Source organism: Arthrobacter sp. K410C, from assembly GCF_059090105.1.
The window spans coordinates 790,078-815,677 of sequence record NZ_JBNHFJ010000001.1; the positions used below are offsets into that span (position 1 = coordinate 790,078).

At 66.6% G+C, this 25,600-nt stretch carries 25 protein-coding genes; 14 read left to right on the forward strand and 11 right to left on the reverse strand.

Features of this window, described 5'->3' with window-relative positions; genetic code table 11:
* Nucleotides 1-46 precede the first annotated feature (46 nt).
* The gene (locus AC5RU7_RS03750; RefSeq protein WP_494051111.1) at nucleotides 47-916 is read right to left on the reverse strand and encodes a sirohydrochlorin chelatase; all 870 of its coding nucleotides are present in this window, start codon (nucleotides 914-916) and stop codon (nucleotides 47-49) included.
* Between the two features lie 61 nt (nucleotides 917-977).
* On the opposite strand from AC5RU7_RS03750, the gene AC5RU7_RS03755 reads away from it, so the two are divergent.
* Nucleotides 978-1,646, forward strand: coding sequence for a trimeric intracellular cation channel family protein (locus tag AC5RU7_RS03755; RefSeq protein ID WP_494051112.1), 669 nt, complete (start codon nucleotides 978-980; stop codon nucleotides 1,644-1,646).
* Nucleotides 1,647-1,659: 13 nt separating this feature from the next.
* Nucleotides 1,660-2,091 (forward strand): hypothetical protein, encoded by a 432-nt coding sequence (locus AC5RU7_RS03760; RefSeq protein WP_494010293.1) that lies wholly within the window; start codon nucleotides 1,660-1,662, stop codon nucleotides 2,089-2,091.
* Nucleotides 2,092-2,211: 120 nt separating this feature from the next.
* Here the strand turns inward: AC5RU7_RS03760 and AC5RU7_RS03765 are convergent, their stop codons facing one another.
* From AC5RU7_RS03765 to AC5RU7_RS03780, 4 genes are all read right to left on the reverse strand, one after another.
* On the reverse strand, nucleotides 2,212-3,003 hold the full coding sequence (locus AC5RU7_RS03765; RefSeq protein WP_494051113.1) for an endonuclease domain-containing protein: 792 nt from the start codon (nucleotides 3,001-3,003) through the stop codon (nucleotides 2,212-2,214).
* 519 nt (nucleotides 3,004-3,522) lie between these two features.
* Nucleotides 3,523-4,623: a polyprenyl synthetase family protein gene (locus tag AC5RU7_RS03770; protein ID WP_494051114.1), complete on the reverse strand. Its 1,101-nt coding sequence runs from the start codon at nucleotides 4,621-4,623 to the stop codon at nucleotides 3,523-3,525.
* Nucleotides 4,620-5,963, reverse strand: a complete 1,344-nt coding sequence (locus tag AC5RU7_RS03775) for a geranylgeranyl reductase family protein (RefSeq protein WP_494051115.1) — start codon at nucleotides 5,961-5,963, stop codon at nucleotides 4,620-4,622. Before AC5RU7_RS03775 ends, AC5RU7_RS03770 begins: the two co-directional genes overlap by 4 nt.
* A gap of 5 nt (nucleotides 5,964-5,968) precedes the next feature.
* Nucleotides 5,969-6,745: a demethylmenaquinone methyltransferase gene (locus tag AC5RU7_RS03780; RefSeq protein WP_494051357.1), complete on the reverse strand. Its 777-nt coding sequence runs from the start codon at nucleotides 6,743-6,745 to the stop codon at nucleotides 5,969-5,971.
* Nucleotides 6,746-6,870: 125 nt separating this feature from the next.
* Here AC5RU7_RS03780 and AC5RU7_RS03785 point away from each other — a divergent pair, with 125 nt between their 5' ends.
* From AC5RU7_RS03785 to AC5RU7_RS03810, 6 genes are all read left to right on the forward strand, one after another.
* Nucleotides 6,871-8,277, forward strand: a complete 1,407-nt coding sequence (locus AC5RU7_RS03785; RefSeq protein WP_494051116.1) for an isochorismate synthase — start codon at nucleotides 6,871-6,873, stop codon at nucleotides 8,275-8,277.
* Between the two features lie 183 nt (nucleotides 8,278-8,460).
* Entirely contained in the window at nucleotides 8,461-9,264 is an 804-nt protein-coding gene (locus AC5RU7_RS03790; RefSeq protein ID WP_494051117.1) for an ABC transporter substrate-binding protein, read from the forward strand.
* Nucleotides 9,265-9,403: 139 nt separating this feature from the next.
* Nucleotides 9,404-10,195, forward strand: a complete 792-nt coding sequence (locus AC5RU7_RS03795; RefSeq protein WP_494010288.1) for an amino acid ABC transporter permease — start codon at nucleotides 9,404-9,406, stop codon at nucleotides 10,193-10,195.
* A gap of 12 nt (nucleotides 10,196-10,207) precedes the next feature.
* On the forward strand, nucleotides 10,208-11,011 hold the full coding sequence (locus AC5RU7_RS03800) for an amino acid ABC transporter ATP-binding protein (protein WP_494051118.1): 804 nt from the start codon (nucleotides 10,208-10,210) through the stop codon (nucleotides 11,009-11,011).
* A gap of 251 nt (nucleotides 11,012-11,262) precedes the next feature.
* Nucleotides 11,263-12,477 (forward strand): aminotransferase class I/II-fold pyridoxal phosphate-dependent enzyme, encoded by a 1,215-nt coding sequence (locus AC5RU7_RS03805; protein ID WP_494051119.1) that lies wholly within the window; start codon nucleotides 11,263-11,265, stop codon nucleotides 12,475-12,477.
* Nucleotides 12,474-13,322, forward strand: coding sequence for a VOC family protein (locus AC5RU7_RS03810; RefSeq protein ID WP_494051120.1), 849 nt, complete (start codon nucleotides 12,474-12,476; stop codon nucleotides 13,320-13,322). The genes AC5RU7_RS03805 and AC5RU7_RS03810 overlap by 4 nt, the downstream gene beginning before the upstream one ends.
* Before the next feature lie 24 nt (nucleotides 13,323-13,346).
* On the opposite strand, the gene menD is transcribed toward AC5RU7_RS03810, so the two are convergent.
* From menD to AC5RU7_RS03825, 3 genes are all read right to left on the reverse strand, one after another.
* Nucleotides 13,347-15,110: a 2-succinyl-5-enolpyruvyl-6-hydroxy-3-cyclohexene-1-carboxylic-acid synthase gene (gene menD / locus AC5RU7_RS03815; RefSeq protein ID WP_494051121.1), complete on the reverse strand. Its 1,764-nt coding sequence runs from the start codon at nucleotides 15,108-15,110 to the stop codon at nucleotides 13,347-13,349.
* Between the two features lie 207 nt (nucleotides 15,111-15,317).
* The gene (locus AC5RU7_RS03820; protein WP_494051122.1) at nucleotides 15,318-17,393 is read right to left on the reverse strand and encodes a PhoX family protein; all 2,076 of its coding nucleotides are present in this window, start codon (nucleotides 17,391-17,393) and stop codon (nucleotides 15,318-15,320) included.
* A gap of 232 nt (nucleotides 17,394-17,625) precedes the next feature.
* Nucleotides 17,626-18,636 carry an o-succinylbenzoate synthase gene (locus AC5RU7_RS03825; protein WP_494051123.1) on the reverse strand — a complete coding sequence of 337 codons (1,011 nt, stop codon included), beginning with the start codon at nucleotides 18,634-18,636 and terminating at the stop codon, nucleotides 17,626-17,628.
* 97 nt (nucleotides 18,637-18,733) lie between these two features.
* On the opposite strand from AC5RU7_RS03825, the gene AC5RU7_RS03830 reads away from it, so the two are divergent.
* From AC5RU7_RS03830 to AC5RU7_RS03840, 3 genes are all read left to right on the forward strand, one after another.
* A complete protein-coding gene (locus AC5RU7_RS03830) occupies nucleotides 18,734-19,069 on the forward strand; it encodes an ArsR/SmtB family transcription factor (protein ID WP_494010281.1) in 336 nt (111 codons plus the stop codon).
* 15 nt (nucleotides 19,070-19,084) lie between these two features.
* Nucleotides 19,085-19,591, forward strand: a complete 507-nt coding sequence (locus AC5RU7_RS03835) for an SRPBCC family protein (protein ID WP_494051124.1) — start codon at nucleotides 19,085-19,087, stop codon at nucleotides 19,589-19,591.
* Nucleotides 19,592-19,719: 128 nt separating this feature from the next.
* Entirely contained in the window at nucleotides 19,720-20,625 is a 906-nt protein-coding gene (locus AC5RU7_RS03840) for a phosphatase PAP2 family protein (RefSeq protein ID WP_494051125.1), read from the forward strand.
* A gap of 9 nt (nucleotides 20,626-20,634) precedes the next feature.
* Here the strand turns inward: AC5RU7_RS03840 and AC5RU7_RS03845 are convergent, their stop codons facing one another.
* Complete coding sequence (locus tag AC5RU7_RS03845; RefSeq protein WP_494051126.1) at nucleotides 20,635-21,768, reverse strand: glutamate--cysteine ligase; 1,134 nt, start codon at nucleotides 21,766-21,768, stop codon at nucleotides 20,635-20,637.
* Between the two features lie 333 nt (nucleotides 21,769-22,101).
* On the opposite strand from AC5RU7_RS03845, the gene AC5RU7_RS03850 reads away from it, so the two are divergent.
* The 3 genes from AC5RU7_RS03850 to AC5RU7_RS03860 all read left to right on the forward strand — a co-directional run bounded on the left by AC5RU7_RS03850 (nucleotide 22,102) and on the right by AC5RU7_RS03860 (nucleotide 23,940).
* Nucleotides 22,102-22,710 carry a TasA family protein gene (locus tag AC5RU7_RS03850; RefSeq protein ID WP_494051127.1) on the forward strand — a complete coding sequence of 203 codons (609 nt, stop codon included), beginning with the start codon at nucleotides 22,102-22,104 and terminating at the stop codon, nucleotides 22,708-22,710.
* Between the two features lie 108 nt (nucleotides 22,711-22,818).
* Entirely contained in the window at nucleotides 22,819-23,499 is a 681-nt protein-coding gene (locus AC5RU7_RS03855) for a signal peptidase I (protein ID WP_494051128.1), read from the forward strand.
* A gap of 9 nt (nucleotides 23,500-23,508) precedes the next feature.
* On the forward strand, nucleotides 23,509-23,940 hold the full coding sequence (locus AC5RU7_RS03860; protein ID WP_494051129.1) for a SipW-dependent-type signal peptide-containing protein: 432 nt from the start codon (nucleotides 23,509-23,511) through the stop codon (nucleotides 23,938-23,940).
* Here AC5RU7_RS03860 and AC5RU7_RS03865 read toward each other — a convergent pair.
* Nucleotides 23,930-24,841 carry an LssY C-terminal domain-containing protein gene (locus AC5RU7_RS03865; protein ID WP_494051130.1) on the reverse strand — a complete coding sequence of 304 codons (912 nt, stop codon included), beginning with the start codon at nucleotides 24,839-24,841 and terminating at the stop codon, nucleotides 23,930-23,932. The genes AC5RU7_RS03860 and AC5RU7_RS03865 overlap by 11 nt on opposite strands.
* On the reverse strand, nucleotides 24,838-25,542 hold the full coding sequence (locus tag AC5RU7_RS03870) for an esterase/lipase family protein (RefSeq protein WP_494051131.1): 705 nt from the start codon (nucleotides 25,540-25,542) through the stop codon (nucleotides 24,838-24,840). The genes AC5RU7_RS03865 and AC5RU7_RS03870 overlap by 4 nt, the downstream gene beginning before the upstream one ends.
* Nucleotides 25,543-25,600 lie beyond the last annotated feature (58 nt).

The window sequence follows — 25,600 nt, forward strand, 5'->3', positions numbered from 1 at the left end:
TGTAGGTCCCCCCGGAATGGCGTCACAAAGGCCCGGAAACGCTAAGTCACCTAGGGAAATATTTCGTCACGAAACGCCGGACGGCCTTGAAGAAGCCGTCCTGCTGTGCATCGGATTCCGCTGTTCGCCGGGGGTCCGAGGGCGCCTCGGCGGGCGCGCCGGCGGGTGCAGCGTCGGCTGAATTTCGGGCCTTCGCGACGGCGGCGTCGTACCGCTCCAAGGCGATTTCGGCGAGCACGGGGGACGGCAGCAGCGGCTCGGTCACCAGGTCGGCCCCGGCTTTCGCCAGCTGGTCGTGGAAGTAGCCCGGCGCCAGGAGGTAGGAGGCAATCACCACCCGCCCGCCGACGTCGACACCTCCCGCGGACTCCCCCGCCCCGGCACCTCCTGCCAGCTCCTCGCGAAGCATTGCGACGGCGTCGGGCACGGACGGCTTGGCAGAGGCACCGTAGGCGGCCACCATCCGGTTGGATCGCAGCTGCCGCAACTGCCCCAGCAGCTCCTCCACGCTCTTGGCCGCGTTCGGGTTGGACGAGCCCGCGGCGGCGAGCACCACCACGTCGTTGTCCGTGACGCCTGCTTCGCGCAGCCGCTGGTCAAGCAGCGCCGCGAGGCGCGGATCCGGGCCCAGGGGTGCGGCGGCGGCACTTCCCGGCCGGCTCTTCACAGCCCGCGCAATGTCCACCTTCACGTGGTAGCCGACGCTCAGCAGCAAGGGCACCACGACGGCGGACTCCCCCGCCGGCAGTCCCGCCACCACATCCACCAGATCGGGCTGCTGGACGTCCACGTACGCTTCCCGAACGTCCAGGCCGGGGCGGAGTTCAGCGATGGCGGCACGCAGCGCGCTGACCTCCGCCGCTCCCTGTGCGTTGGACGTCCCATGGGCGCAGGCGATCATGATGGGGCTGTTCATAGGGGCTAGCGTAACGTTGGAGCCGCCCTGTCCGAACCACTTTGAATTGCCGGGACGCTCCATGACATCCGCTTTTGACATCGCCCTGGTTTGGCTGGACCTGGCCGGTGTCTTTTTCTTCGCAGTCTCGGGGTCCTTGCTGGCGGCGAGGAAGCGGTTCGACATCCTGGGCTCGCTCCTCCTGGCCTCGCTCGTGGCCCTGGGCGGCGGCGTTATCCGCGACATCATCCTCAACATCGTGCCGGCCGCCTTCACCAACCCCGCCTACCTGGTGCCGCCGCTGCTGGCCACAGTCCTGGTGTACTTCCTCTTCTCCAGCGTCCAGCGCTTCACCTCGCTGCTGGTCCTGTTCGACGCCGGCGGGCTGGCTCTGTTCTGCATCACGGGCACCCTGAAGGCACTCTCCTTCGGCATGAACCCGTACGCGGCCGTCCTGCTGGGCGTGGCCACCGCGGTGGGCGGCGGGCTGCTGCGCGATATCACCGCGAACGAGGTGCCCCAGCTGTTCAACGCCCGGGAGCTGTACGCGTTGCCGGCATTCAGCGGGGCGGCGCTGACCTCCCTGCTGTGGGTGTCGGGCTTGTTCAACACCATGACTGCCGTCCTTGTGGCGGCTGTGGTTTTTGCCTTCCGGGTCATTGCATGGCGGCGCTACTGGTACGTTCCGCTGGCTGTCCGGGGGTGGCAGCGCAACGGCTCCACCGGCGGCGAATCGCGGGGCGGCCATTAGCTAGGATATGAGCATGACTGACATGTTCCTCGAGAAGTTCCGCGCGCTTGTTCCGAAGTATCTCGAGGATGAATGGCAGGAAGCGGACGGGCTGTCCGAGGAGGAACTGGACAAGGCCCTGGCCGAGCACCAGTTCCAGATTCCGCTGGTCCTGCGCGAGTTCTACCTGGCGGTGGGCGGCTGCGAGGACCTCATGGAGGCCTACCACTACTTCTGGGACCCGGACGAGCTCGAGGTGGACGACGAGGGTTTCCTCATGTTCCTCGAGGACGAGGACGAGGAGTACACCTGGGGCTTCCGCGTGGGCGACCTCACCGTCCCGGACCCCATCGTGTACCGCCGCAACAACGCCCGCGGCCAGTGGAAGTCCGAGGAGGGCACCTTCTCCGAGTTCGTGTTCGACATGTTCGAGTGGGCCTTCGAGGACGACGAGCACGAGGACTAACACCCCTGGCTCTTTTCCGCGACCGGAATGCGTTACTTTTAGGCCTCTGGTCCCCTCGAAAGTGCCTGAATAGCGGGAATTCAGCTCAGCCAGGGCTATAAGTCACGCAAATGGGTCAAGTTATAGCTCAGTTCCAGCAGTGAATACGCCGCGACGCCAGAGTTCCAGCACCGCCTGCACCTCGGCGACCATTGCCTCAGGCGTGTGCACAACATCGTCGTAGTAGTAGCGCAGGACCAGGTATCCTCCCAGAAGACTTCGGTTGTTGCGGCGCTGATCCCGCTTGACCGCCTTCGGTTCAAAGTGCGTTGATCCATCGGTCTCAACCACAATGACTTCCTCCACCAGGAAGTCCACCTCCCCGACGCCCGCAATAAGGACATGCCTCCTGACCCGCAGCCCTGCCCGGGCGAAATGCACATTGGCGAGGACTTCCAACACTGAATCTGCTCGAGTAATGACCAGATCGAGTACGGAACGCGCCTTTCCATTGCGGCGGCCGTGGCATTTGGCGTAAAGGAAATCCAAGGAGATGCTTCCATTGCCTACAGCCGACTGCACCATCACGAGCGCCTCGAATTCCGGCAGACAGCGAAGGGCATGAATCAGGACGTCCGCCAATCCAAGTACGGGAAGCCAGGCATGCTTCGGATGCTGGGGACGGCCATGGTCTATGGTGCCTGGAGTGTTGGACGGGTGGCTCCGGCAGAGATGAACACAGGTGGGGCGGTTGAGCGTCCAAAGGCTATAGACCGGCGCTGCGGAAAGACAGGTGAGACGACCTCCAGCTGCAACGGCGGTGGCGAGGAGGCCGGCATGGGGAACCGCATAGATGCCACGCCTGACCTTATGCACCAGCCCGAGTTCCAGGGCCTGAGTAACGGTAGTCCGTGTGAACCCTGCCTTCTTCAAGTGGGCTGCCCGGGCAGCTCCCCCACGCCGCGTCAAGAAATCAGTGGCGTCCATACTCCATAGTCGGCATTCGACAGCACCTGGTGAGAGGGGCCGCCTTGGCTATGTGCAAACCCGGAGTGTTCGGTGACCGGATTGCGCGACTTTTGAAGCTCCATTTGGCAGTGGGTCGCGTCAGGTTGCGGCAGGCTGTGCCCGAAGCTCCCATAACTTACGCAATTGCGTCATCGGACCGACGACGCTGCCCCTTACTGCCCAAAGAGGTGCCGAAATACACGGTGACACAGCCGTAAATTATCGCTTGCCTTTTGTGACAGATCTGTCATAGACTGTTTCCGGATCCGCTAAACGCCTCCGGCGGGTCTGATGCGAACGGAGAGATGGTCCCGGTTCAAAGCAATGCAAGTTGCAGCGGACCGGGGCTGTCCCGTTTAACTGGCGCTGCCGGATTGTGGGCGGGCGGCGCCACAAACAACAGAAGCCCGGCGCCTGGGGGGAGCCGGGCTTCTGCTTTGAGAACTAGCTGGCGCGGTCCACCACAGCCAGCGCGAAGTTGGACAGCGATTCCTTGACCACACCCTCGGGCAGCGGTGCCAGCGCGGCGATCGCCTCGTTGGCCCAGCTACGGGCCACCACCCAGGACTCGGCCGTCACGGGGTGCGCGCGCAGCCCGGCAACGGCCTCGGCCAGCGCCTCGTCCGAGCTCAGGTCCCCGTCCACCAGCTTGAGCAGTTCGACGGCGGACTGGTCGCCGTCCTCGGCAGCCTTCCGCAGGAGCAGCACGGGCAGGGTGGGAACACCTTCGCGGAGGTCCGTTCCGGGCGATTTGCCGGACTTGACCTTGACCCCGGTGACATCGATGACGTCATCGGCGAGCTGGAAGGCCACGCCCACCTTCTCGCCGTATTCCACCAGCACATTCTCAAAAGCCTCGTCGGCGCCGGAGAAGATGGCACCGAGCTGCCCGGAAGCAGCAACCAGCGAGCCGGTCTTGTCCGCGATCACGGAGAGGTAGTGCTCCACCGGATCCTCGTCCGGCCGCGGGCCCACAGTTTCATGCAGCTGTCCGAGGCAGAGCCGCTCGAAGGTGCGGGCCTGGATGCCCAGTGCACGCGAGCCCAACTCGGACACCAGGATGGAGGCACGGGCGAAAATCAGATCGCCGGTAAGGACCGCCACCGAGTTGCCCCAGACTTCGTGGGCCGTGGGCGCGCCCCGGCGGAACGGGGCGGAGTCCATGACGTCGTCGTGGTACAGCGTTGCCAGGTGGGTCAGTTCCACCACGACGGCGGCCTGCACCACTGCAGGCAGGGAGGCATCGCCCAGGTGGGCACACAGCAGGGTGAGCAGCGGCCGGATGCGCTTGCCGCCGGCCTCCACCAGGTGGCGCGACGTTGCGTCAGCCAGTGGGTCCGAGTTGGCAATGGCCTCGCGGAGCTTCTTCTCCACCTTGGCCAGGTTGTTGGTGATGGCCGGGCCCAGTTCTGCATCTTCGGCGATGGCGGCGAATCCCGCGGGGAGCTGGAGTCCGGTGGCAATGGCGCTGGTGTTGAGGCTTGGTTCAGCGTCGGTCATGCCGTGTCCGGCGTGGGTCCAGCTGTGCTCTGCGGGTTTGGTCACGGGTTAACCCTAACTTTTTGTTGCGGATACCGCTGGTTGGAGACTGCCGGGGTGGGCGTCAATGTATTGGATGTGGCCGGGACGAGCGACTCCAGGACCCGGATCACCCTGTCCTCAAAGCCCTTTGCGGTCGGGTCCGTCAGGTTGGCCAGCAGCCGCACCACGAACCGCATCAGCACCGGGATGGGCATTCCGGTCCGCAGCGCGAGCCCCATGACGGCCGGCTTGCCGATCAGCGCGGCGAACACCCTGCCCAGGGTGAAATGCGAGCCCCACTGGCCCCGCACGTAGTCCGCGTATCGCGCCAGGTGCGCGTCGGCGTCGTACGTTCCGCCGGAGGAGGCCAGGCGGGCGGACGCGTCGATAATGAACTCGGCGGCGAAGCGCGCGGATTCCATCGCGTAGGAGATGCCCTCGCCGTTGAACGGGGACACCATGCCGCCGGCGTCTCCGAGCAGGAGCAGGCCGGGTAAGTAGTGCGGGGTGCGGTTGAAGCCCATGGGCAGGGCGGCGCCGCGGATTTCGCCCACCTGGTTTTCCGGCGTGAAGCCCCAGTGGGCGGGCATGCCGGCGGTCCATTCGCGGAGCACCTGCTTGTAGTCGAGCTTGCCGAATTCCTTCGAGGAGTTCAAAATGCCCAGGCCCACGTTGGATGTGCCGTCGCCGACGCCAAAGACCCAGCCGTAGCCGGGCAGCAGCTTGCCGTCGCGGCCGGGAAGCTCCAGCCAGCCTTCCATCCAGTCGTCGTCTGTGCGCGGGGAGGTGAAGTAGGTGCGGACCGCCACGCCGAGGGGCCGGTCGTCACGTTTTTGGATCCCGAGGGACACAGCAGTGCGCGTGGAGTTGCCGTCCGCGGCGAGTACGACGTCGGCAGGAAAGTCACGCGTCTCCCCCGTCTTGCGTCCGGACTGGTCCAGGAGCGCTGCGCGGACGCCTGTCACGCGGCCGTCCTCCGCATGCAGGGCGTCGGTGACACTGTGCCGCTCAAGGATGGTGGCCCCCGCCGCCTGGGCGTGCCGGGCCAGTTCCTCGTCGAAGCCCAGCCGGGTGCGGATCAACCCGTACTGGGGGAAGTCGGCCACCTCGGGCCACGGCAGCTCGATGGTCCGCCCCCCGGCGATCAGGCGCAGGCCCTTGTTCCGGCGCCAGCCGTCATTTTCAGGGTGCGGCAGGCCGAGCTTCTGGATCTCCCGGACGGCGCGGGGGGTCAGCCCGTCGCCGCAGACCTTTTCGCGCGGGAAGCTGGTCTTCTCTAGGACCGTGACCTCGAGCCCGGCCCTGGCGAGGTAATACGCAGCGGTGGATCCGGCGGGACCCGCACCGACAATCAGTACCTTCACGCCGGTCAGCGGGTGATGTTGCGGCGGAGCTTGGCCACCGGGCCCTTGTGCGCGGCGATGGCGGCAGCAGCGTCGCCGGGCGTTTTGTCCGCCGCCTTGAAGGCGCGGTGCACCGCCACGATTCCGCCCGTGAGGTTGCGGTAGGTGACGTTTTCCCAGCCGGCGTCCTGCAGCCACGCCGCCAGGTGGTCCTGGTCCGGCCAGGCGCGGATGGACTCGGCAAGGTAGACATAGGCGTCCGGGTTGGAGGCAACCTTCACGGCGATGGCCGGAAGCGCGCGCATGAGGTATTCGGTGTACATGGTCCGCCAGAGCGGGACCACGGGCTGGGAGAACTCGGCAATGACCAGGCGGCCGCCCGGCTTGGTGACGCGGAGCATCTCCTGCAGTGCCTTCTTGGGCTCGTTCACGTTGCGGAGGCCGAACGAAATGGTGGTGGCATCAAACGTGTTGTCAGCGAACGGCAGGTTGGTGGCGTCCCCGGCGATGAAGTTGATGTCCGGGCGGCGGCGCTTGCCCACCTTGAGCATTCCGAGGGAGAAGTCGCATGCCACAACATCTATGCCTGCATCGGCATATGGCTCGCTGGACGTCCCGGTTCCGGCAGCCAGATCCAGGACGCGCTGGTCCTTGGAGACTTCCATCGCTTCCACCACAACCTTGCGCCAGCGGCGGGTCTGCCCCATGGACAGGACATCGTTGACAACGTCGTACTTCGGTGCGACGTCGTCAAACATGGTGGCTACTTCGTCCGGACGCTTATCCAAGGATGCTCGGTTCACCATGTCATTGTCTCAAATGTTCGGCAGGCCCCGGACCACGGGCCCATTGACTCCCGGCCCTTCCCGGGATGCCCTAAGATCCCTCCCGAAGCCGGCTTTGCGGTCCGGAGTAGTGTTGTCTCATCATGACGAGCACGATCCGCACCCTGACAGTCCCCCTGGATGGCACCGCATTCCCCGGGGGGCTGCCTTCGTTTCTGGTGCGGGACGATGTCCTTTGCTGGACCCGCCGCGAGGGCGGCCTGGCGGGCTTCGGCGAGATCGCCCGCTTCACGGCCACCGGCCCGGAACGGTTCCTCGAGGCCGACATCTGGTGGCGGCACCTGGTGATCGAAGCCGACGTCACCGACCACGTGGAGTTGCCGGGCACCGGCCCGGTGGCTTTCGGGTCTTTCGCCTTCTCCAAGACCTCCGCGCACGAGTCCCGGCTGATAGTGCCGGAAGTCGTGGTGGGCGTGCGGGACAGCAAGGTGTGGGTCACGCAGCTGACGCTCGACGACGGCGAGCTCACCGCACAGAGCGCCCTCGCCGCCCTGGACCGCTGGCTCGGCAACGGCGCTCCGTCCGCAGCTTTCGCCACCGCAACCATCACGACGTCGGCAGCGGACTCCGCCACGGACCCGCAGCAGGGTGCCCTTCCCGGCCGTGCGGGCGCCGCCGTCGTCCGCCCCCTCCCCCTGGCCGCCGGCGCAACACTCCACACCGGGTCCCTGAGCGAGGAAGACTGGATGGAGGCGGTATCCGCAGGGGTTGCTGAAATCCGCACCGGAGCGCTGGAGAAACTGGTGCTGGCCCGCGACGTGGTGGCCACCATCCCCACCGGCGTGAACGCGGCGCAGGTGCTCCGGGAACTGGCCGCGCGGTACCGCGAATGCTGGACCTACGGCGTGGACGGGCTGGTGGGCGCCACCCCTGAGATGCTCATCCAGGTGGAGGGCCGGACAGCCCAGGCGCGCGTGCTGGCTGGAACGCTGGACCGGCGCGACGCGCACGGCGAGGACGGCCTGCCGATGGATTACGCCACCCGGGTGCTGGCCGGCTCCGAGAAGCAGCGGCACGAGCACGAGATTGCCATCCAGTCGCTCACCAAACAGCTGGCGCCGTTCTCGGAAGCCATGAACGCGCACGATGAGCCCTTCATCCTCGAGCTGCCCAACGTCTGGCACCTGGCCTCCGACGTCAAGGCCGAACTCACCGAGGTGGAAGGCCACGTCCCCACCTGCCTGGCACTGATCAACGCACTGCACCCCACCGCCGCCGTCTGCGGCACGCCCACGCAGGTGGCGGGCGCACTGATCCGCAAGCTGGAGCACCTGGACCGCGGACCCTACGCGGGTCCCGTGGGCTGGCTGGACGCCGCTGGGAACGGCGAGTGGGGCATTGCCCTCCGCGGCGCCGTGATCGAGTCGCCGGACACCGTGCGGCTGTATGCCGGCTGCGGCATCGTGGACGGATCTCAACCCGAGGCCGAGCTGGCTGAAACGTGGGCGAAGTTCCGCCCGATGCTGGAGTCCCTCGGCATCAGCACCTGAGCTGGCCTTCCAGCCCCAGGGTCTGGAATCGCAGACAAGTCACCGCCCGACCCGCTTGATTTTTGGTGTGGTTTAGTTATCCAATAGTGAAACTAAGTTTCCTGTGATGCACATCTCATAATCTGGGGCTACACTATGAACCGATTTAGAACCGCATACCCCTGCAACAAAAGGTAAAGAAACATGCAGCTCAAGTCCCTGGCCACGGCCAAGATCACCGCCAAGGCAGCAGCAGTCTTCGCCGTCGGCGCCCTTACCCTCACGGCGTGCGGTGGTGGCAGTTCCACGCCCGCCGCGTCCGAAGGCGGCATCCAGCTGATCAACGCAGGCAAGCTCACGGTCTGCTCCGACATCCCCTATGAGCCGTTCGAGTTCGAGAAGGACGGCCAGACGGTCGGCTACGACATCGACATCGCCAAGGAAATTGCAAAGGACCTCGGCGCTGAACTCAGCATCGTGGACAGCTCCTTCGAAGCGATCGAAACCGGCACCGCCCTGACCCAGTGCGACCTTGGCATCTCCTCGATCTCCATCACGGACACCCGCAAGTCGGTCATGGACTTCTCCACGCCTTACCTCGACGACGACCTGGCCCTGGTTGCCAGCGAGGGATCCGGCATCGAGAGCCTGGACGACGCCAAGGGCAAGAAGGTAGGCGTGCAGCAGGCCACCACCGGCGCCGACTACGCGCAGGAACAGGGCCTTGAGGCGCAGCAGTTCGAGGACACGGGGCTCCTGGTCCAGGCACTCCAGGCCGGCACCATCGACGCCGCACTGGGCAACCAGTCCGTCCTGGGCTACGCCATCAAGGACGACCCCAAGTTCAAGAGCGTTGAGGATTTTGCCACCGGCGAGCAGCTGGGCATCTCCGTCAAGAAGGGCAACAGCGCCATGCTGGAAAAGGTCAACGGCACCCTTGAACGCCTTGAAGAAGACGGCTCGCTGGAGAAGTTCAAGACCACCTGGTTCGGCGAGACCGCCAAGTAAACCAGAGCATGGGCCCAAGGCGTCCGTAGCCTTGGATCCTTTCCAGCCCTGAGAACCACGCAGCCGGGGCCCCGGACAAGCTGTACGCAGTCCGTCCGGGGCCTCTGCCACGCATAACGAATGTGAGCAACCCATGGCAATGGCAATGACAGCACGTCAACGCGCCAGAGTAAGCCTGTACGTCCAGGCCGGAATCTTTGTTGTGGCCGTCGCCGCGCTGATCCTGGCCACCGACTGGGAGACCATCGGCAACAGCGTCTTCAACTTCGCCAAGATCGGCCCCATGTTTCCGGGCATCTTCATCACCGGCCTGGTCAACACCCTGATTTACACCTTCCTGGGCTTCATCGTGGGACTCTCCGGCGGCCTGCTGCTGGCCCTGATGAAGCTGTCCAGCTTCCCGCTGTACCGCTGGATCGCCACTGGCTACATCGAGTTCTTCCGCGGCATCCCCGCCCTGCTCGTGTTCATCGCCTTCGGTTACGGTGTTCCGCTGGCCTTCGGCGTTTCGTGGAACGTCACGGTGATCGTGATGATCTCGCTGGGCATGGTTGCATCGGCATACATCGCTGAGACCCTCCGCGCCGGCCTGCAGGCTGTCCCCAAGGGTCAGCTCGAAGCCGCCCGTTCCCTCGGCATGCCGCAGTGGCGCGCCATGGTGACCATCGTGATCCCGCAGGCGTTCAAGATCGTCCTGCCGCCGCTGACCAATGAGATCATCCTGCTGACCAAGGACTCCTCACTGATCTACGTCCTGGGCCTGACCGCCTCGCAGTACGAGCTCACCAAGTTCGGCCGCGACGGCATCTCCAGCCTGGGCGCCGGCCTGACGCCGCTCCTGGTAGCCGGTGCCTTCTACCTGGTCATCACCATCCCCCTGAGCCTCCTGGCCCGGAAGTTCGAAAGCCGCTCCGCGCGGACCAAGCGATAGGCAGGGAAGACAATGAACGACGTCGTACATTCCTCCAGCGGCAGCACCAGTACCATCCACGCCGCCGGCGTAGCGATCAAAGACCTGCGCAAGTCCTACGGATCCAACGAGGTCCTCAAGGGGATCAGTCTGGACGTGGCACCGGGCGAAGTGGTGTGCCTGATCGGGCCCTCCGGCTCGGGCAAATCAACCCTCCTCCGCTGCGTCAACCTGCTGGAGCAGCCCAACCAGGGCACCATCCAGGTAGGAGGCTTCGAGGCCACCGATCCCGACGTGGACATCGACAAAATGCGCCGCAAGGTGGGCATGGTGTTCCAGCAGTTCAACCTGTTCCCGCATCTGGACGCGAAGCGCAACTGCTCCATCGCCCAGACCAAGGTCCTCAAGCGCTCCCAGGCCGAAGCGGACAAGGTGTCCATGCACAACCTGGAGCGCGTGGGACTCGGGCATCTGTCGGACCGTTTCCCCGACCAGCTCTCCGGCGGCCAGCAGCAGCGTGTGGCGATTGCCCGTGCACTGAGCATGGACCCGGAACTGATGCTCTTCGACGAGCCCACGTCCGCGCTGGACCCCGAGACGGTGGGCGACGTCCTCTCCGTCATGCGGAACCTGGCCCAGGAGGGCATGACCATGCTGGTGGTCACGCACGAGATGGGCTTCGCCCGCGAAGTGGCTGACCGCGTGGTCTTCATGGACGGCGGCGTGGTGGTGGAGGAAGGCGCGGCCGAGCAGGTCATCAGCGCCCCCACCCAGCCGCGCACCAAGGAGTTCCTGCGCCGCGTGCTCGACCCCACGCACATCGAGATCGAGGAGTAGGCCCTCCCCGCTTTCGCTACGCACAATCCCCGGCGCTATGGATCTTTCCGCAGCGCCGGGGATTTTGCGCGTCACGGGGCACTCTGCGCCCCGCTTTTGAAGGAGGTGTACGACGGCGGCACGCGCCTTCTGTGCGGGCATTTACTTCCGCGGTGCCGGGGCACACAATAGGTCCCACCACAGCCCTGGCTCAGCAGCGCGCTGCCCGTCCGGCCGCCGTCCCACCGTGCGGCGCATCCAGGAGCGCAGATATGAATCCCCAAGCCACACCACCGGCGGCGGCAGTATCCGAACGCGCTGCACGGCTGGCATCGGTACCATCGTTCCAGCGGGTTGACTCCTTCATCCGGCGGTACCTTAACCGGGGACAGGACCAGCGCACCGTCTGCGACTTCACGTTCGGCAACCCCCACCAGATGCCGCCGGACCGCTACGTCAACACTTTGCGGGATGCCCTGGTTCCCCGCAATGATCAATGGTTTGCCTATAAAACCAACGTGGAGACGGCGCAGGAGGCGGCCGCACAGTCCCTTGAACGGCTGCTGGACGTGCCCTTCAAGACAGAGGACATCTTCCTGACCACCGGCGGGTTCGCCGCGATCGCCCTGGCGCTGAAGACCGTGGCGGACCCCGGCGACGAGGTGGTCTACAGCCTGCCGCCGTGGTTCCTGTACGAGCCGCTGATCCTCGAAGCCGGGCTGGTACCGGTGAAGGTGAAGGTCGACACTGCCACCTTCGATCTTGACCTCGCCGCCATCGAAGCGGCCATCACGGCGCGGACGCGGGTTGTGATCGTCAATTCGCCCAACAACCCCACTGGCCGGATCTATCCCCCGGAGCTACTGCTCCGGCTCGCCGACCTGCTGGAAACTGCGTCTGCGAGGATTGGGCGGCGCATCTACCTCATCTCGGACGAGGCCTACAACCGGATTGTGTTCGGCGGCGCGCGGTTCCACAGCCCGGCGGAGTACTACCCGTACACGCTGCTGGCCTACTCCTATGGCAAGACGCACCTCTCTCCCGGCCAGCGGGTGGGGTATCTGGCCCTGCCCCCGGCCATGCCGCACCGGGAAGAGATGGCTCCGGCCATCAGCGGCCTGCAGGTGGCGATGGGCTGGGTCTACCCGAATGCGCTGCTACAGCACGCGCTTCCGGCGCTGGAGAAGTTCTCCATCGACGTCGGCCAGCTGGAGCGGCGCAGGGACCGCCTGGTGGACGCGCTCGGCAGCATGGGCTACCGCATGCAGCCGCCGGAGGGCACGTTCTACCTGTTCGTCAGCACCCCCGGCCCGGACGACGACGCCTTCACCGAGTCCCTCGCCCGCCGCGACGTCTTCGTTTTCCCGGGCACGCTGTTCGAGACGCCCGGGTTCTTCCGGATGTCCCTGACAGCCAACGAGGACATGATCGAGCGGAGCCTGCCCACATTCGAAGCAGCGATCAAGGAAAGCAGGAGCGGAACATGAACGGACGGGCGTACCCTCCAGGGGTGCCGTGCTGGATCGACACGACCCAGCCTGGAATCGACGCGGCAGCTACCTTCTATGCCGGACTCTTCGGCTGGACGTTTCGGGAGGCAGCTCCGGGCGGCGGGACGGACCGCTACCTGGTGGCCCAGCTGGACGGCGCGGACGTGGCAGGGATCGCCAGCGGCCGCGAAGATACAACGGCCTGGAGCACCTACATCGCGGTCGAGGACGCAGACGCCGCAGTGGATCGGCTGATCGCTGCCGGTGCCGGGCTGCGGGCACCGGCAACAGATGCGGGAGAGGACGGCCGCAGCGCGGCGCTAACTGATCCGGAGGGCGTCGAATTCCGTCTCTGGCAGCCGAACCGGCAAGGTGGGGCACAGGCCGTCAACCGGCCCGGGACCTGGAACTTCAGCGACCTCCACACACGCAATCCGGAGGCGGCCGTTAGCTTCTACCAGGGCGCGTTCGGCTGGCAAGTGGACAAGGTGGGCTTCGGGGCAGACGACGCCGGCTTCGGATTGATGGTCCGCGTGCCCGGGTACGGCGAGCACCTTGAAAAGACCGTCGATCCGGAGATCAGGGCACGGCAGTCCGAGTTCGCGGCTCCACCCGGATTTGCAGACGCCGTCGCCTGGATCGTCCCGATTGGACCCGACCGGACGCCGCACTGGCATGTCACGTTCGCTGTGGCCGACCGGGACCGGACAGCCCTCGACGCCGAACGGCTCGGCGCCCAGGTCCTTCGGCAGGACGACACCGGGTGGACCCGTGAGGCCGTGATCCGGGACCCGCAGGGGGCTGTCTTCACCGCCAGCCAGTTCACGCCGCCCACGGGGTGACCGGTCCCGCGGGGGACCTACGGCCTACGGCACCAGCACTCCCCCGACACCGGCCGCGACCGAGTCCTTGATCCGTGCGTGCAGCTGCCGCAGGGAATGACGGTCGGTGCGGACTTCCACGATGGTGCGTCCGGACACCGGCCGCGCGAGCGCCTCGGCGAGTCCCGCCGTCGTGCTGACCACCGAATGCCCCACGCCGTACGCCGCGGCGAGTGCCGCGATGTCCACCGCATGCGGGGTGCCGAAGAGGCGTTCGACGGCGTCTCCGTACTTCCCGCCTTCCTCCACCGCGCCGTGCTCGAGCAGCGCGAAGATGGCGCCGCCGGCATCGTTGAGGACCACCATCCGCAGATCCGGTTGCTCTTCCCCCGCGCCGAGGAGGAGGCCGCCGGCGTCGTGCAGGAAGGTGACGTCACCGAGCAGGACAGTGGTTTCCTGCCGCCCGCCCAGCGCGATGCCCGTGGCGGTGGAGATGGTGCCGTCAATCCCGGCCAGGCCCCGGTTGGCGTAGACGGTGGCGGCCGGTTCCGGCGCGGGCAGGCCGGCGAGGTCGACGTCGCGGATGCCGTTGGACGACCCCAGCAGCAGCTGCCCGCGGGCGTGGCGCCACACCAGTGCCCCCACGGAAGGACCGGTGGCCGCAGCCTCCGCGGCCAGAACGCCGTCCAAGGCGTGCTGTGCGGCGGACCCGGCGAGCAGCCAGGTGTCCAGCCAGGCGGAGGTGCCGCGGCCGGCAAAGTCGGCGAGGTCGGACAGGTTCTCCAGCGGCAGTTCCGTGCGGCGGCCTGGCTCGTACCAGGCCACCGGAACGGGCTGGTACAGGGCTGACTGTACGTCCGGGCGGGCCAGCAGGGCGGCGACGGGGCGCGAGAGGGTGGGCCGGCCGAACAGCACCACCCGCTCAATGGGCTGCCTTGAATCCGGCCCGAAATGTTCCAGCAGCAGCCGGTACGGGCCCACGGCGTTGGGGCCGAACCGGGAGTTGGATGACGGCTCGGCGAGCAGCGGCAGGTTGTGGGCGCGGGCGAACGCCTCGGCCACCGGTCCGGCGTCGTGGCCGGCCAGGACAACGGTCCGCCGCTCCGGCAGCTCATCCGCCGCCGGCGGCAGGTTCATGACCAGCGGCTCTGTTCCGATCCGGTAGCGCTGCCGCTCCACCACCGTCGGGAGCCCTTCCTCCGGTGCCGGAACCAGCGGATCCCGGAACGCGAGGTTGAGCTGCACCGGCCCTGGCGGGATCTCGGCGAAGGCGCCGGTCGCCGCGGAAAGCCCGGTCTGGATGGCGCGTTCGGGGTTGCTGCCCGCGGGGACGTCCGCAGCGAACCGGACCTGTTCGCCGAAGAGGTCCGGCTGCACGGTGGTCTGGTTGGCGCCTGTTCCGCGGAGTTCGTCCGGCCTGTCCGCGGACAGGACAATCAGCGGGACGGCGGCGTGGTTGGCCTCCATCACGGCCGGCAGCAGGTTCCCGACGGCGGTTCCGGACGTGGTCAGCACGGCGGCCGGGGAACCGGTGGACAAGGCAAGGCCCAGGGCCGTGAACCCGGCGGCACGCTCGTCGATCCTGACCAGCAGTTCCACCCGGCCCGCTGCGGACGCCTCGGCCAGCGCGTAAGCCATGGGGGCCGACCGGGAACCGGGCGAAACCACCACGTGCCGCACCCCGCCGTCGAGCAGGACTCCGACGGCGATGCGCGCCGCCGCCAGCGCGCCCAACTCAGGCGCGGCCTCCTGCGCGTCGGTTGTGTCGGAAGGGGCAGCGTCAGGGGCCGGTTCGTTCAGCGAAGTCACCAATCCAGTCTGCCACCCCCGGACGCCAGCTCACTTCTGGCGGTTCAAACCCAAACCCCCGCTCAGATCTGGCGGCCACAACCCAAACCCTCTCTCACCTACGGCGGCTTAAAGGGGTACGCTCTCTCACTGTCCGCCGCCCCAGCAGGCAGACAGTGAGAGAGCGTTGATCCCAAAGGCGCCAGAAGTGAGCGCGCGTGCGGAGGGTCAGTCGCGGACGGGGAACACCTGGATCACGGACGGACGCGGGGCGCGCGCCTGGCCGGGAGCCGGCGTCGTGCCTGCCGCAACGTAGTCGGGGAAAAAGGACACCTGGTTCTCGAAGGTTCCGTCCTCGCCCGGGTGCTGCACGGCAACGAACACGGTGCGCTCCTCGTCGTGGATGATGGGGCCGCAGGTCTCGGCGTCACGCGGGACGGCGAGGAACTGCTCCACCTTGCCGCGCTCGGCGCCCTCCAGCGTGACCTTGAACAGCCCGTCCGCCCGGCCGATGCCGGAGGGGGCGCCGTCGGTGGAGATCCAGAGGTTGCCAACGGAGTCGAACGCCAGGTTGTCCGGGCAGGAGATGGGCGAAACCTTGTCCACCGGGAAGCCGGAGAAGTAGGTGACGTCGCCCTGGGCCGGATCGCCGCAGACCATCAGCAGGTTCCAGGTGAAGGCGGTGGAGGTCTGGTCGCCGGTTTCGGTGATCTCCACAATGTGGCCGTCGCGGTTCTGGTTGCGCGGGTTGACCTCAGTGGCGCCCTCGTTCGTGCCGGCCCCGCGGTTGGAGTTGTTGGTGCAGGCCACGTAGACCTTGCCCGTGTGCAGGCTTGGCTCCACGTCCTCGGCGCGGTCCATTTTGGTGGGTCCAACCTTGTCGGCGGCCAGACGGGTGTACACCAGGACCTCTTCCACGGACATGCCGGGCACGGCGGACTTGCCGTCAAGCACCAGCGGCAGCCACTCGCCCGTGCCGTCGAAGGCACCGTCCGACGGAACCGCGCCGGTGCCGGTGATTTCGGCGGCGGGCGAGTTTCCGGTGAACTTTGCCACGTAGAGGCTGCCGGCGGACAGGAGGGTCATGTTGTGCTTGCGGTCGCCCTCGCGGTACTTGTCCTTGGAGACGAACTTGTACAGGTAGTCGAAGCGCTCATCGTCGCCGGAGTAGGCCACCACGTGACCGGACTTCGCGATGATGACGTTGGCGCCCTCGTGCTTGAAGCGGCCCAGCATGGAGTGCTTCTTCGGGGTGGACGTGGGGTCGAACGGGTCCACCTCCACGATGTAGCCGAAGCGGTTGGCTTCATTCTCGTAGCCGGGGTTGCGGGTGTCCCAGCGCGGTTCGTCCAGCTCCCACTGGCGGGCGGTGGGCTTGGACGTGATGCCGTAGCGCTTGTCGCCGGCGGACGTGCCGTTGCCTACGAAGTAGCCTTGGAAGTTTTCCTCACCGGACAGGATGGTGCCCCACGGGGTGGTGCCGCCGGCGCAGTTGCCGAGGGTGCCCTTGATGAAGCGGCCGGCAGGGTCCTCCGCGGTCTTGACCAGGGGTGAACCTGCGGCCGGCCCCGTGAGCTCGTACACCGTGGAGTTCAGGAAACGGCGGTTCAGTGCCGCACCCTTGACGTAGGTCCACGGCTTGTTCTTGTTCTGGCGCTCCAGCTCCACCACGGACAGGCCGTGCGCAGCTGCCCCCACAGCGCGCATCTGGTCTGCCGGCATGCTGGGCGGGAACATGATGGCGTCGTTGGTGTACTCGTGGTTGGAGAACAGCACCGCGCGGCGGCCCTTGCTGCCCGGGATCTCCAGGATGTCCGTGTAGTCGTTGTTGTAGCCGAACTGCTTCTCCTGCGCCGCCGCCGTCTGGTTGGCCAGGTCGAACTCCGGCGCGTCGTTGAACATGGGGTCGCCCCAGCGGATGACCGGCCGCCAGGTGAAGCCTTCGGGAACGGTGACCGCGTCAACCATGGCGTCAATGGACGGGATGGCGGTGAACTGGAGCTTGGACTTGCCGAAGCCTTCCTTGGCTGCCTTGGACAGGCCCGCGGCGGAGGCGGAGTCAGGCGAGGTCACTGCTGAACCGAGGACGACGGCGAGCGCACCGGCGGCGCCGAAGCCCAGGGCGGCGCGGCGGGACATGGTGGCGGAGGCGATGTCGCGGAAGTAGCTGTTGGAGCTGGTGTTGCAGACATCGCCGGCGCAGGCGTTGTCGCACTTCAGGGCGCAGGTGACGGCACTGCGCTTGCCCTTGGTATGGCCGAGCATCGGCAGCAGCGTGAATTTGCGGGTGGGCGTTTCAGACATGAGGGTGCCTTCCAAAATGTTCCTCTGGGGTCCGTGCCACCCTGTCAGGTGCTTTCTACGGGGAAACATCAGACAGGTGAAGCCAAGATTAACCGCATGTGACCTGCAGGAACGTCTGCGGAAGTGAGCGGGCGTCCCAGGGAAAGCCGCCACAAGTGAGCGGGCGTCCCAGGGAAAGCCGCCACAAGTGAGCGAGCGTCCCGGGGGAAGCCGCGGGAAGTGAGAGAGGGTCTCAGGCGGCGAGGACGCCGTGGACCCGGCGCAGCCTGGCAAGCCACCAGTCCCGCCGCTCCGGGGAGGCCGCATACCGCTCCAGCAGCCCGGGATCGGCCGTGACGTCGCGCAGGCGGATGGCGCCGTCGTCGGCCGTCAGGGGGTCCAGGGTGACGTCCGATTCAAACAGGGACACGGTCCCCAGCCCGCACGCGTAAGGCAGTTCCGGCAGTGCGGCGGCCAGGGCCAGGCCTGCACGGATGCCCACCGAGGTGTCCAGCGCGGAGCTGACGACGGCGGGCAGGCCGGCCTGCGCCACGATGTCCAGGGCCCGCCGCACTCCCCCGAGCGGCGCCACCTTGACCACCACCAGGTCGGCGGCGCCGGCCCGGGCCACGCGCAGCGGGTCGTCCTCCTTGCGGACGCTTTCGTCGGCGGCGATAAGCACAGGGATGCCAGCCGCACGCAGCTGCGTGCGCACTTCCGCGAGGCCCTCGATGGTGGGCACGGGCTGCTCGGCGTATTCGAGCCCGACGGCGGACAGTCGGGTGAGTGCCTTGACGGCCGTGGGCACGCCCCATCCGCCGTTGGCGTCCACGCGCAGGGCGGCATCCGGCAGGGCGGCCCGTACGGCGGCGAGCCGCGCAACGTCGTCCTCGAGGGTCTGGCCCCGCTCCGCCACCTTGACCTTGACGGCGTCCACCCGCCCGAACCGGGCCAGCACACCTGCCACCAGTTCAGCAGGAACCGCCGGCACGGTGGCGTTCACCGGAATGGCAGTCCGCAGCGGTGCGGGGAACCCGAGCCAGGCGGCCTCGATGGCAGAGGCAAGCCAGCGGGAGGCCTCGGCGTCGCCGTACTCGGGGAACGGGCAGAACTCCCCCCACCCGGCCGGGCCCCGCAGCAGCAGCGATTCGCGCTCCAGGATGCCGCGGAACTTCACCCGCATGGGCAGGCTGACCACGTGCGCGCCGGCCAAAAGGTCTTGCAGCAGGGGCAGGTCCGGCAGAGGCGAGGCGCTGGCAGGCATGGCATTCACCCTACCGTCGGTGGAAACCCTCCCGCAGAACGGTGACGGCTTGGTGATGGGTCTTCAAAACATATCAATATGGATATACGATGATGCAATGGCACGCGCAGCTACTACAGAGGACGCCTTCAATGCGGTGGCCGAACCGCGGCGCCGGGAAATCCTGGACGCCCTGGCAGCCGGCGAGCGCACGGTAGGTGAACTTGTGGACCGGCTTGATCTTGCCCAGCCGCACGTGTCCAGGCACCTCCGGGTCCTCCGCGAAGTGGGCGCCGTGCACGTGCGGGACGAGGGCAGGCAGCGCATCTACTCGCTCAACGCAGAGGCCTTGAAGCCCATCTATGCGTGGGTGGCGGGCTATGAGCACCTCTGGGCGGAGCGGTTCGACCTGCTTGAGGACGTGCTTGACGAACTGAAACAGCAGGACAGCTAGATAAGGAGCAGGACAGTGGCAGAAACAGGCAGGAGCACCATGGACGTCACGTTCCCCAGCGACGAGGAAATCCTGATAACCCGCACGGTCAACGCGCCCAGGCACCTGGTATACCGGGCCTGGACCACCTCCGAGCTGGTCCGGAAGTGGTGGCCCGGCCGCCGGGGCGAGATGACCGTCGCGGACATGGACTTCCGGGTGGGCGGTACATGGCGGTATGTCATGGTGGCCCACGGCGGGTTCGAGGTCGCCTTCCACGGCACGTACCGGGAGATCGTCCCCAACGAGCGGATCGTGCACACCGAGGTGATGGAGATGCCGGAGGCGGCGCCCGACAGCCAGGAAGGGGCCGTGGTTAACACCGTCACCTTCGAGGAGGCCGACGGCGGCGGCACCACGGTCAGCATCCGCACCAACGCGGGCAGCAGGGAGGTCCGCGACATGATTGCCCAGTCCGGCATGGAGGGCGGCGTCCGCGAGCAGTTCGAGATCATCGAAGAGCTGGCAGCGGCCCCCGCCTGACCCGGCTGCCTCCCCCCAGGGGCAGAGGCCCGGCCCTGCCTCAGGGCGGCGGCCCGGCCCTCCCCAGGGCGGCGGCACGCCCGTCAAGTCCAAGCGGTCTCCCAGCTTTCTGTGACACCCTTAAGCCGATGACAATTTCACGGCAGGCAGGCATCAGGACCGCATCCCGACCAGCTCCGGGCTCAGGATTCCTGTTCATGCTGGCAACCCTGGCCTGCGTGGCCGGGCTGGTCGCCACCTACTACTACTTTGTCCAGACCACCACGGGTCAGTTCATCGACGAGTCGGCTTTGGTGGAGGCCGTGGAACTCCATGGCCCGGCAGGCAAGGCGAGCACCAGGTTCCTGGATCTGCTGCCCACCATCTCGCTGGTGATGGCCGCCGTCGTGGTGCTGTTTGTGACCGTGATCCGCAAGCGCTGGGCGGAGGCCGGGATCGCGGTGGCTGCGTGCATCGGCGCCAACGTGGCCACTCAGGTGCTCAAGGCCCTGCTGCCGGCCCGGCCGGACAAGGGCGTGGTGACGCTGGATATTAACTCCCTCCCGTCCGGCCACACCACGCTGGCGGCCTCGGCGGCGGCCGCGGTGTTCCTGATGGCGTCCCCGCGCTGGCGCCCGATGGCCGGTTTTGTGGGCGGCACGTTCGCCATCGCCTCCGGGGTTTCGACGCTGATCAACCAGTGGCACCGGCCCGCGGACGTGGTGGCGGCGTTCCTGCTGGTGGGCGCGTTCATGATCCCTGCCGGCTGGCTCATCGTGCGGCGGGGCGCCTGGAACGCCTGGGACGGTTTCGGCGGGCACATCGGTTCGGCCCGGATCTGGCTGACGCTGCCGGTTCTGCTCGGACTGGCCTCGGCGGCGGTGGCCATATACTCGCTGATCCGGATCGCGCCGAGCCCCTGGCAGGAGGCCAGCACCACCAACTACTTCTGGGCCGGGATCTCGTTGATTGTCATAGCGGGGTACCTGGCCACGGTGGCCACCACCTCGCTGTTCGCGTTCGCGGCACGACGCCGGGGCTCCCCGCGCCGCTAGCAGGAACCGTTACAGCACCAGGCCGCGGTTCAGCGCAGCCGCCCTTCCAGGCTCGCGCGGCGCCGTGGCGGGCATGCACGTGGCGGTGACGGCGTCGGCCACCACTGTACGCAGGCTCAGGGCCCCTGCGTAGGAGTTCCGCTGCACTGCGGCACCCGTCCCCCGGTGCAGGACCTGGAACAGCAAAGACTCCACAACACTGAATTCGCCTGGCTCCTCCAGGACCGGGCGGAGGTGGTCCAGGAGGGCCACCAGCACCTCGAAGGCGCCCTTAGGCGTACCGGTGAACGGGTCCGCCAAATTGCCGTCCAGTCCGTAGCGGCTGGCCTGCCAGGACGCAAGCCGCAACTGCGTGGCCGAGGCCGGCACCGGCATGATCCCCTCCCGCCACTGCCGGGCCGCCGTCTCCACCAGGCCCCGCACCAGGGCTCCCATGAGGACGGCGTCGTCGGCAAACAGGCACACGTCCGCCACCCGGACTTCCACGGTGGGATGCTTGTGGCTCAGCCGCGCGTCGAAGTAGAGGTTGGCCTGGTCCAGCGGGACCCCTGAGCTGAGAATCTGTTTCAGCTCGTGCCGGTAGGCGGCAGCGGAACCGAAAATCTCGGCAGGCCCTGTGGTGGGCCACCGGCTCCAGGCTTGGGAACGGTAGCTCGCGTAGCTCGTGTCCGTCCCTTGCCAGTAGGGCGAATTGGCGCTGATGGCCAGCAGGACGGGCAGCCAGATCCGGATGCGGTCCAGGATGGCCACGCCCTCCTCCTCCGACTCGATCTCCACATGCACGTGGCAGCCGCCGGTCAGTTGCTCCACCGCGGTGAGCCCGAACTTCTCCATCAGCCGAGAGCAGCGCTCCCCCGGCGCCAGGGTGGACTGAACGGGCACGGGCGAGGTTGCCAGCGCAGCGGCCCGCGCGCCCACCCTCCTGGCCGCGGCGTCCGCGCTCTTCCTGCCGTCCGTGATGTCGTGGGCCAGCTCGGCAAGGCTGATGCGTGGCAGGGTGCAGGTTTCGATCTGCTCCTGCTTCATCTCGCTGGTGAGGCGGGGAAAATCGCTGAGCTGGTCAAGGACCGCACCCAGCGGCACGGGGTTGCCGCCGTCGTCGACAATCAGGAACTCTTCCTCAACACCCAGCCGGCGCGTCATTGCCCACCCTCCAAGCCGGACGGTCCCGGCGTCAACCAACGGGCATCTGTTTAGCCCGCATCAGCTTCACAGGTCGGCAGCCAAGGCGGGCGGCCGACAGGTGACGGACAGCTTACATGTTCATGAACGGATGGCGGCGGCCAGCACCGGTCGATAGCGCTCCCACCAATTCCTAGAAATCTTGACGGAAGTTTGATTGATTTCCTCCCTGTTCTTTGATCGAGCCAACGGAAAGTAGTTCTTGCCAGCCCGTTAGAGCCTGGCAGCACAGTCGGCCCGCTGGGGGGCGGCTGGCCCGCCTGGGGGTGGGCATCGTCGCAAAGGACTTTTCTCATGGCATTCAACATCAAAACCACTTCAGGCAAAATCCTAGCTTCCGTGGCCCTCGTAGGCACAGCCGCAGCAGTTGCGGGACTGGGCACTTACGGCGCGTTTACGGACAGCACCACCACCGTGGACGAGGCCGTGACGGCCGGCACCGTAGCCATCGACCTGACCGGAGCGGGCACCCTGAACGTCCCGGTCAACAACCTCCTGCCCGGAGACTCGGTGGAGAAGTTCGCCTCGCTGGCCAACACGGGCAACTCCGACTTCAACACGGTCACACTGACAACCGCCCTCGGGGCCGGCGTAGCATCCAACGTCCTGACCTCAGACGCAACCAAAGGCCTGCAGGTCAACATCGAAACCTGCAGCAACGCCTGGACGGCCGTTGCCAACGGGCCGGACACCTGCTCGGGCTCCAAGTCGGTCCTGGCCGAGAGTGCCATCCTGGGCACCGGCCGGGCACTGACAAACCTCTCCTCCGTCACGGCAGGGGGCACAGACCACCTGAAAATCACCACGTCGCTGCCCTCCACCGCCGGCAACAGCTTTCAGGGCCTGACCACCACCGTCGGTTTCACGTTCGACGCCACGCAGCGAACCGGCACCGTCAAGTAGCCCGTGCTGCCGTAGCCACCGGCAAATAGACTTGCTGGCGGTGTCATGAAGCCGGCACCGCCAGCAACCCCGTACCGTTTGGACACCCTCCGCCGAAAGGACACCGAGATGAGCGCACAGGTCATGGTTCCGGCCACGGCTGCAGCTCCTGGTGCCGGGGCTCTCGAAACGTCCCGGCACCGCCCTACCCCCAACGGCGCCGGGACATCCGAAGCCCGCCCTTGCAGCAGCCGCGCGCAGCGTCTCATTGTCCGAGCAGGGAACGTGGCGGGGCGCCTCCTGGGCATTGCATCCAGCACGATGGTGATCCTGGCGGTTGCGGCCTTCCTGCTGCTGGCCCTTGGTCCACGGCTGTTCGGCTACCACACCTCCACCATGCTCACCGGATCAATGGCACCGCTGATCAACCCTGGCGATGTGGTGGTCACCACACCTACGGCCGTCGGCGATATCCAGGTCGGCGACGTCATCACTTACCACATTCCTGTGGAGGACCATCGGGTGGAAACCCACCGCGTCACCGAGATCCTTGTGAACAGCAACGGGACGACGGCGGTGCGGACAAAGGGTGACGCCAATAACGGAGTGGACCCTTGGATTGCCACCCTGGAAAGCAACACAGTGGACAAGCACGTATTCACGGTCCCCCATTTGGGCCAGGCAATCCGCATCCTCCGCGAGCCAGTCATCCTCAATGCCCTCATGTACGGAGCCCCTGCTGTTTTGGTCGGTGGGCTGCTGGTATCCATTTGGCGCCGGGAACCGGAACCTGCAGCAAACGGTCAGTAGGGGCAGGACGTGAAGAGCAACACAGCCCGTTATACGGGTGTTGGCGTATGCCTGTTGATGGCCCTTGTGCTTTCTCCGCCTGCCCATGCGGCATTCACCAGCCTTACCTCAGCGAACACCAGCATCTCCGCTGCCAAGCTTGAAGCACCGGCTAAGGAACTAACCAACGTGACCATCACCTGCGGCCTTCTAGGCCTCACCATCACGGTGAAGGACTACGGGCGGGTCACGTATGCCAACTACCATGAGGTCACCCTTTACCGCGGCACGGAAACCACCCCGGTTTTCGTGGGCGACCTGAGCCAGGAATCCGGCAGGAGCTACAGGGAGCTGGTAAGGACGTCGAACAACTGGCGTACGGAGATCCGAGGCAGGTACAAGGTCAAGGACTCGGCTAATGTCTGGGACGGGCTTCCGCTGAAGCACTCGCTCAGCTGTTAGTCTCGCTTGGCCTGCCCGGCTCATACAGGTCGATGATGGGCAGGTGCCCGTCGGTGCGGATGGCGTCCCCGCCGCCGTTGCGGTGGTGGTAACCAGTGGAGTAGTTGAGGATGACGTGGACCGACTCCACGGCGCGCGCGGCCTCAAGCGTCTCGATGATGAAGTCCCGTTCCTCGTCCGTGCGGTCGGCGATCTTGTGCGTGATCTGGAACGTGAAGAGGGACAGTCCCACGCTCCGGTCATAGGTGCCGGCACCCACGAAATCGACAGGAATTCCGCCGGGCAGCATCCAGCCCTCGGGGCATTCCCAGAACCGGACGTGGTGGCGCTTGCGCGGGTTGCCGTCGATCTCGCGCTGGAACGCCAGGTCCTGGCGGTTGCCGAACACGTACAGGGAACTGACCGGCGCTTGCGGGTAGCTCCGCCCCAGCACTGTGGACGTCAGGGTCCGCCAGGCGGTGGCGGGTGTGATGGGGTCCGCCTCCACCCAGCCGGCGGAACGCATCGCCCGCCGCAGCTCGTCCCCGGTCCCCACCACCGCCAGGTTCACGGGGTCGCCCAGCACGCCGTCACCTGTCCTGGTCCGGCCGATGAAGTAGTCCGGGATGTAAAGGCTGCTGAGGATCTTGTGGATGCGCGGCAGCAGGGCATACGCCAGGATCAGCCACACGGGCAGGAACACCCAGGCCTGCTCGGGACCGCGGGACAGCCGCGAGAGCAGGAAGAACCAGACGGCCCATCCGACGGCGATGGTCACCAGCAGGTACAGCAGCCGCTGCAGCACCGCCAGCACGGTGGCCCACCGGCTCTGCCGCCGCTCGCTCGAACTCTCCGGACGCGTGTGGTCAGGCTCCTGCGGAGCCGGCCGCCCGGCGTCGTAATTCCTTTCCACGGAACTCACGGCTCGTCCGGGGTCAGCTGCTCCACGATGATCCGGGCCGTTTCCGGATCCCCAAGGATGCGGAAGTGCCCGGCCGTGGGCAGCTCGATGTTGGTGGCACCCGGCAGGATGCTGCCCTCCGGGATGTGGGGATCGAAGGGTCCGTAGATGGACGTGATCCGGCTGTTGATGGTTTCCTCGCGGGCCAGCTCCAGGGTCAGGGCGTTGCGCGGCGAGAAGATCCGCAGGCTGGGCAGCAGCATGTAGCGCGCGTAGGTGGAACCGGAGAAGGGCGTGCACACGGTGATCATCCGGGAGATCCGCTGCTCCGGGTCCAGGTTGAGCATGGCGTACTTTCCGATCAGCCCGCCCTTGCTGTGGGCCACGATGGCCGCGTCCCGCAGCCCGGCCTCCTCGATGTGCTGCGCCACCAGCCTGGCCGCCGCCGGCACCTTCAGCTTGTTCCGCTGCAGCACCGTGACCACGTGGACGGGATGGCCGGCGTCGTGGACGGACTGGATGAGGGGCAGCATGAACTGCCAGTTCTCGTACACGCCCGGGATGATCACCACGGGACTGCGGTGTCCCTGGTGGAACGACCCCGGCTGCACGCGGGACAGCATGCCCTCAACCTGGCATATCGCCGCATACACGTAGTCCTGCAGCCACCACAGGCCCTTCTGCAGCGCACTGATCCGAGTGGGAATCGCCGTTTCACCCATCTGTCGAGGATAACCGCCTCTTCAGTTGCGCTATCACTCCTGGTCCCTAAACCGGCGT

What these genes read in the sequence shown, in the direction of transcription:
- AC5RU7_RS03750 (WP_494051111.1), bottom strand. Translation starts at nt 916, where the DNA reads ATGAACAGCCCCATCATGATCGCCTGCGCCCATGGGACGTCCAACGCA.
- AC5RU7_RS03755 (WP_494051112.1), top strand. Translation starts at nt 978, where the DNA reads ATGACATCCGCTTTTGACATCGCCCTGGTTTGGCTGGACCTGGCCGGT.
- AC5RU7_RS03760 (WP_494010293.1), top strand. Translation starts at nt 1,660, where the DNA reads ATGACTGACATGTTCCTCGAGAAGTTCCGCGCGCTTGTTCCGAAGTAT.
- AC5RU7_RS03785 (WP_494051116.1), top strand. Translation starts at nt 6,871, where the DNA reads ATGACGAGCACGATCCGCACCCTGACAGTCCCCCTGGATGGCACCGCA.
- AC5RU7_RS03790 (WP_494051117.1), top strand. Translation starts at nt 8,461, where the DNA reads ATGCAGCTCAAGTCCCTGGCCACGGCCAAGATCACCGCCAAGGCAGCA.
- AC5RU7_RS03795 (WP_494010288.1), top strand. Translation starts at nt 9,404, where the DNA reads ATGGCAATGACAGCACGTCAACGCGCCAGAGTAAGCCTGTACGTCCAG.
- AC5RU7_RS03800 (WP_494051118.1), top strand. Translation starts at nt 10,208, where the DNA reads ATGAACGACGTCGTACATTCCTCCAGCGGCAGCACCAGTACCATCCAC.
- AC5RU7_RS03805 (WP_494051119.1), top strand. Translation starts at nt 11,263, where the DNA reads ATGAATCCCCAAGCCACACCACCGGCGGCGGCAGTATCCGAACGCGCT.
- AC5RU7_RS03810 (WP_494051120.1), top strand. Translation starts at nt 12,474, where the DNA reads ATGAACGGACGGGCGTACCCTCCAGGGGTGCCGTGCTGGATCGACACG.
- AC5RU7_RS03820 (WP_494051122.1), bottom strand. Translation starts at nt 17,393, where the DNA reads ATGTCTGAAACGCCCACCCGCAAATTCACGCTGCTGCCGATGCTCGGC.
- AC5RU7_RS03825 (WP_494051123.1), bottom strand. Translation starts at nt 18,636, where the DNA reads ATGCCTGCCAGCGCCTCGCCTCTGCCGGACCTGCCCCTGCTGCAAGAC.
- AC5RU7_RS03830 (WP_494010281.1), top strand. Translation starts at nt 18,734, where the DNA reads ATGGCACGCGCAGCTACTACAGAGGACGCCTTCAATGCGGTGGCCGAA.
- AC5RU7_RS03840 (WP_494051125.1), top strand. Translation starts at nt 19,720, where the DNA reads ATGACAATTTCACGGCAGGCAGGCATCAGGACCGCATCCCGACCAGCT.
- AC5RU7_RS03845 (WP_494051126.1), bottom strand. Translation starts at nt 21,768, where the DNA reads ATGACGCGCCGGCTGGGTGTTGAGGAAGAGTTCCTGATTGTCGACGAC.
- AC5RU7_RS03850 (WP_494051127.1), top strand. Translation starts at nt 22,102, where the DNA reads ATGGCATTCAACATCAAAACCACTTCAGGCAAAATCCTAGCTTCCGTG.
- AC5RU7_RS03855 (WP_494051128.1), top strand. Translation starts at nt 22,819, where the DNA reads ATGAGCGCACAGGTCATGGTTCCGGCCACGGCTGCAGCTCCTGGTGCC.
- AC5RU7_RS03870 (WP_494051131.1), bottom strand. Translation starts at nt 25,542, where the DNA reads ATGGGTGAAACGGCGATTCCCACTCGGATCAGTGCGCTGCAGAAGGGC.